Origin of the sequence: Actinoplanes sp. NPDC051343 (assembly GCF_044455125.1) — a bacterium.
In the GTDB taxonomy this organism is placed as follows: Bacteria; Actinomycetota; Actinomycetes; order Mycobacteriales; family Micromonosporaceae; genus Actinoplanes.
Genome location: NZ_JBITEL010000044.1, coordinates 1 through 5,630, shown reverse-complemented (window position 1 = coordinate 5,630; position 5,630 = coordinate 1). Strand labels below are relative to the sequence as shown.

Sequence of the window (5,630 nt, the reverse complement as noted above, 5' to 3'; positions counted from 1 at the left end):
GGTGCCGCCGACGCGACGACAGCCAGTTACGCCGTCGGATACGGCAGCCCCTCGCAGTTCAGCCGGGACTACAAGCGTGCCTTCGGCGCACCCCCGATCCGGGATACCCGCCGGCTCGTTCAGGAGATGGCCGCGACTGTGGCGACGTCGGTCAACGACCTGTTCCGCTGAGGCGTTACCAGCGGCAGCCTCACCCGGTCACTGTCGGGCCAGGCTGCCGATGTGCAGCTTGGGTCTCGCCGAGCCGGCATTCGCGGTGGACTTCAACACCTACCTGGAAAAGCCCGGCGGCATTGGACGGTGGTGCAGTCAGCGCTACCCCGCGACGACATCGCGACCCTCAACGTCTTGGAGATCGGCTACGACTACGGCTGAACCGCTCTCCCCGGCAACTCATACGACACCGGCCCCAAAGGCTGTCTCACCGTCCACGTTGCGGCCAACGCTCTCCTCCGGGCAGGCTGCGAACTCCGCCGCGGCGCCGGTCTGTACCTCACGAGCCTTTCCTCCGATGCGTACGCGCGGCTCATCGCTGCCGCCAGCGCCACCCGGACGATTCATCAAGACGCACAGGATGAGATAGGCCAGTGCCAGCACGACGAGCCCGACAATCGCCGCTTACAGTGGCCGCTTCCGAGGGTGCAAAGATCGCCGCCGGATACGCGGGCACTCCCAATCTCGCCCAGACGGCGTTCCTCGCCGTCGCCGTCGTTCTTTCCGCAGTCCTCTCCGTTGCGTGCAGTTCGCCTCCCGGACCGGTGGGGACACTCCTTCTAAAAAAATGCCTACTTTTCTGCCTTTTGCAACAGACACTCGCAGTCAGCCTTTCTCTGGCGGCCGCATGCAAGTCTTAACGACGTTTCGCAGTCGATTCTTGATCTTGTAGCTGCCGTCTAGCACTCCAGCATGAGATCCGTTATTCGCGGCTTTCCACGACTTTGCATTGCCTGTCAGAAGTACGCGCCGACCAGCCCAAACGCGGCTGAACGGCCTCTGCGGCTTGTCATCGCTTGCCATGACTTCGCGCTGTTTTCGGTGGGTAAAGCGGGGGCGGATCAGAACTGCTTCCGAGGACGCCCTCCCGCAAGCTCACCAGCCCGGCCACACCTCCAGACCTTCCGAGTTCTTCTCATGACCACGACACCCAACGATGCCACCGGCACCGCCCACCCTGAGTGACATGCCAGGGCGGCCGACGAGCCCGCACTGCGCCGTATGCCCGGACGGCATCCGCACCTATCGGCGCATCACGGCATCGTCATGGACACCGACGCGACTCCCCAACGACCTATGCCGCCAGCCCTCGCACCCCGCCCACGTCGACAGCCGCCGCGCCTTGTCGGCAGCCGTGGATCTAGCCAAGACCATTCAGATGCCGGGCAGGCGCTGTGGTGCGGGGCCGGCGCCGGCCATCCGGATGATCTCCAGCGTTCCGTCCTCATGGCCGACCGCGAGCGCGATGCGGCCGTCCGGCAGTGGCAGCACGGCAGCGCAGTCGGCCTGGGCGACGTCGCCCAAGGGCTCGCCGGTGGCCGCGTCCCAGCATCGGGTGTGTTCGTACGCGCTAGCCACCATCAACCGGGACGGGTCGAGTCCCACCGGTACCAGGGGCAGGAAGGGGTCGCCGTCGACAGCCAGCGGCTCGCCGATCGGCTTGCCGGTGACCGCGTCCCAGCGGCGGACCGCGCCGCCCTCGTCCACCGCCAGCAGCAGCGCCGGACCGTCGGGTAGTTGCCGGAAACCGAGCCGCAGCACCGGTTCCGGGCAGTGCAATGGTTCGCCGGCCGGCTCGCCACTGACCGCGTCCCAGCGCAGGATCCGGCCGTCGTCGCCGGCGCCGGCCAGCAGGACGGTGCCGCCCGGCAGCGTGGTCGCGGCCACGGCCAGACCCTGCTCGCCGTGGCCGGGCAGCGCGGCGCCCAACGGGCGGCCGGTGCCGGCGTCGAGGCGCAGTATCCGTCCGTCGGCGGTCATGGCCGCGATCAGCGCGCCCGTGCCGTAAAGGGATGCCATGGCGACGTCGACCACGGCGGTCTCGTCCGGATCGAAGGCTAGCGTGCCGGCCAACACGTCGTACCGGCTCAGCGCGCCCTCCACGTTGGTGGCGGCCAGAAGACGCGAGCCGTCCTCGAGCCAGGCGGCGGCCAAGGCGGTTCCGGCCGGCACCGGGTCGGCGTCCGGGTCACCGACGGGGGCGCCGGTGGCGGCATCCCAGCCGCGGACGCCGTCCGCACCGGCGGACAGGAACACCGGCGGGCCGAAAGCGGACGCGGCGGCGAGCAGGTTGACACTGGTGGGGTGCCCGGTCAGCGGCTTTCCGGCCGGCTCGCCGTCGGGATGCCAGCGCCGCACCATGCCCTGCTGCGTGGCCGAGACCAGGAGCGGGCCGGCCATGGCCAGCAGGCTCACGGTGGCGGCCGGTGTGGACAGACGCCGGGCGATGGGGGTGTCGGCGGTCAGGTCCCATCGGTTCAGGGCGCGGGTGCCGTCCACCGAGAACAGCACCTGCCCGTCCGGCGTGACGGCGAGGCCGCCGGCCCGGCCAACGGCGGCCGGTTGACGGAGCGGCCGCCCGATACCCGCACCGGTGGCCGTGTCCCAGCGGCGGATCGCCCCGCCGTCGGTCTGGCTGATCAGCAGGCCGGAGCCGGCCGCGAAGCAGACGTCGACCACCGTGCCGCGGTGGCCGTCCAACGGCGGTCCCAGCGGCTCACCGCTCTCCGCGTCCCACCGCCGTACCGTACGATCGGCCCCGCCCGACACGATCATCGCGCGCCCGTCGGCCGTACGGAAAGCGGCGACTGCCGTGACCGCACCCTCATGCCCGGCCAGCGGCGAACCGAGGGGTTCCCCGGTCGCCACATCCCACCGGCCGATCGTGCCGCGGCCGCTGCCGGCCACCAGGATGGAACCCACCACGGCCACCCCGCCGGCCGTGTGCGCCCGGATCGGGCGGCCGAGCCGGGCGCCCGAGTCGCGATCGAGCCGGTGCAGACCGTCCAGCTCGCTGTAGATCAACACGCGGAGACCACCGAGATTCGTCGCGACCAGAGCATTCACCGTGGGTCCGGCGGCCGGCACGACGAACCCGTCAGCCGCTCCGGTAGCCGCGTCCCAGCCCCGGATCGTCCGGTCGTAGCCGACGGTGAAGATCCGCCACCGGCCGTCGGCCTCCTGGGTGGTGCCGAGTGCGTATACCGGGCTGCGATGCGCCACCGGCACCCGCATGATCGACATTCCCACTCCCCTGTTGTGTCGGCCCGAGGCGGGATACCAAGCTACGTCGTCCAGTCAGTCCCAAGAGCATGGCCACCAACACGCCGGTGCTGTCGGCCAAGATCTCCGACCCGGACGCCGACAAGCTCCGAGCGGGTATCCCAGGAACCAGGCGAGCCGGGTGACTTCGTACGGCAGCGGAGCCAGGCACGCCACCGCGACTGCACGGCGGCCCCACCGCAGCAACGTCTGCCGCGACGGCCCGTAGTCGACCGAGCCGTGGCGACGCCCGCAATGCTGACAGGCGGCGCGTCGGCGGCGCTGATAGGCCAGGGTCGCCGTGGCCCACACCAGGCCACCCAGAACAGGATGATCATGTTGGTTCAGTGCCAGTACAGAATGTCGCCGATGCCCTTCTGCTCACCCGGCACTCCGCTGAAGACGAAGACCAGCAGCACCGGCGCGAACGCCACCAGGGCAAGCAGGGCGTAGTCGGGAATCACCAGCGTCAGCGAAGCCGCGAGAAGCCAGCCGAAGGCGACGAACGCGGCCGACAGGCGCCCGGCGCCCTCCAGGATGGACCCCGTCGGGCGCGCCTCGTCGACCGGCGCGAACGGGAAACCGTCAGCCCCGACGGTCCAGTACAACCCGAGCACCGCGTAGAGCAGTGACCAGCCGGCCGCCACATAACCTGACCAAACCGGCCACTGACCCACAACCATGATCCGAATCGCAACACGGCATTCCTTCCCCCGTACGGCCCCGACCTGATCGAGCGTGGCGGCACGGGATTTAGGAAGGACCCCCTACGAGCACCAACCGGATCCCTCGCAGGAGGGAGAGCCGATGAAGGCTGTGGATTCGCTGAGGCACCAGTTGGTCGCTGATGGTGACCTTTGTCAGCGTCCGGGTGCGGGTCAGAGGCGCTACGACGGGATGTTCATCCGCCACGCCCGACCTGCCGCCCGCCACGTGCCTCAGGCTGTGTAAAGGCTCACCGCGAGCCGCGCCGTGCGGTCGGCGGCAGATGCCGAAGCTGCGTGTCGATGGTCCGTTCGCCGGGGCGGACCCGTCAAAGACGGTAGGAGTGCGGTCCTCCGAGCCAATGACTGAGGTACTCGGACTGGATCTCGCCCGTCAGGAGGCCGGCAAGAGCCGCCGAGAAGCCGGCGCCGTACCGTTCCCAGCACGGTCCCTCCTCCTTCAGCACCACTGGCCAGTCGCCGGCGGCCACGCCGGGCTTGACGTGCCAGAGAAGCAGATCCCCGTTGCCGGTGTGCCCCCATGAGATCAGATTGTCACCAGGTTCGAACCAGGACGGGACGCCTTCTCGATCCGGACCCCAATGCGACGGGTCGCCCAGCGGCCAGTTGCCGACATAGCCATCTGGGCCCGCGATGTCCAGGCGAACGCACTCCTGAGCCCAAGTGTTGTGCCGCAGCAGCTGCGCCCATTCATGCGGCGCGTCCGCGGCACACACGGTTATATGGCCGTCGACAAGGCCGGCCCCGTAGGCGTCAATGAACCGTTTATAGTCGGGTGCAATGCCGCGCCCAGCGCCGTCTCGACCGGAGACCAGTCGGATCCGGCGCCGAGCGGCGGTAAGCCCAGGATCGCGGCAAGGCTCTCCGTTGTGTCCACCCGGTGCCGCCCGTCACCTGCGTAACCGTCCCGCGTCAGGCGTTCGCCGGAGAGGATGTCATCGGGTCCGAGCTGGTCACCGCCGGCACCATGGACCACGACCTACGACTCGGTCAGCTCCACCACCACCAGGTCCACGTCCCGCTCCGAGCCGCCGTTCTCATGGCAGGCATGGCGGAAGCGGTCTCCCGGGCGAGCCCAGTTTCTGGGGTGATACCCCGGCTCTCCGTCCAGCCTCCAGCCCCCGGGACCGCCTGTACGGACTCGACGGAGAAGCTCAGACGTTCGATACGCACGCGGCATATCTTGCCAGTAGCGGCCGGAGGCCTGCGCCCGTCGACGTCAACGACGAGCGTTTCCAAGGAGTCAACGCGATGCCACCGGGAGCGCGCGAAGCTGCCCCGCCCTCAACATCGCAGCCTGAGTACGCTCTACCAGCTCAACACTGGTAGCAGTCACCTCCCCGACGCGACGGGCCAGTTCAGCGCTGGTCGGGACCAACTTCCTCGCATCAGTCATCTGCCTATCCATGCCGCCCGGCATCCCCTCGATCGCGTCTCACAAACCGGCTAGCCGGCTTGACACCTACCAATCCTCGGATGTCTTGCTCCGTCCGCGGCCGCCCCGCGCCTGGCGTCTCACCGGCGACGTCGACGCGGCCGTAAGGGGACCTTATTTCTAGTGTGGTGCGCCGGAAGTCCCTAATCTAAATGTAGGCTGTGGTCATGTCTGGTCGTGGCCGGCCGCGGGCCGAGTTGGTGCTCAGCGACGAG

The 5,630-nt window shown here is 68.9% G+C and carries 3 protein-coding genes; all 3 read right to left on the bottom strand.

Features of this window, described 5'->3' with window-relative positions; genetic code table 11:
- Window positions 1-1,368: 1,368 nt before the first annotated feature.
- The 3 genes from ACIA5C_RS48520 to ACIA5C_RS48510 all read right to left on the bottom strand — a co-directional run bounded on the left by ACIA5C_RS48520 (window position 1,369) and on the right by ACIA5C_RS48510 (window position 4,696).
- Window positions 1,369-3,237 carry a WD40 repeat domain-containing protein gene (locus ACIA5C_RS48520; protein WP_396068171.1) on the bottom strand — a complete coding sequence of 623 codons (1,869 nt, stop codon included), beginning with the start codon at window positions 3,235-3,237 and terminating at the stop codon, window positions 1,369-1,371.
- A 362-nt stretch (window positions 3,238-3,599) separates the two neighbouring features.
- Window positions 3,600-3,938, bottom strand: coding sequence for a hypothetical protein (locus ACIA5C_RS48515; RefSeq protein WP_396068169.1), 339 nt, complete (start codon window positions 3,936-3,938; stop codon window positions 3,600-3,602).
- A 350-nt stretch (window positions 3,939-4,288) separates the two neighbouring features.
- Window positions 4,289-4,696, bottom strand: a complete 408-nt coding sequence (locus ACIA5C_RS48510; protein WP_396068167.1) for a hypothetical protein — start codon at window positions 4,694-4,696, stop codon at window positions 4,289-4,291.
- Window positions 4,697-5,630 lie beyond the last annotated feature (934 nt).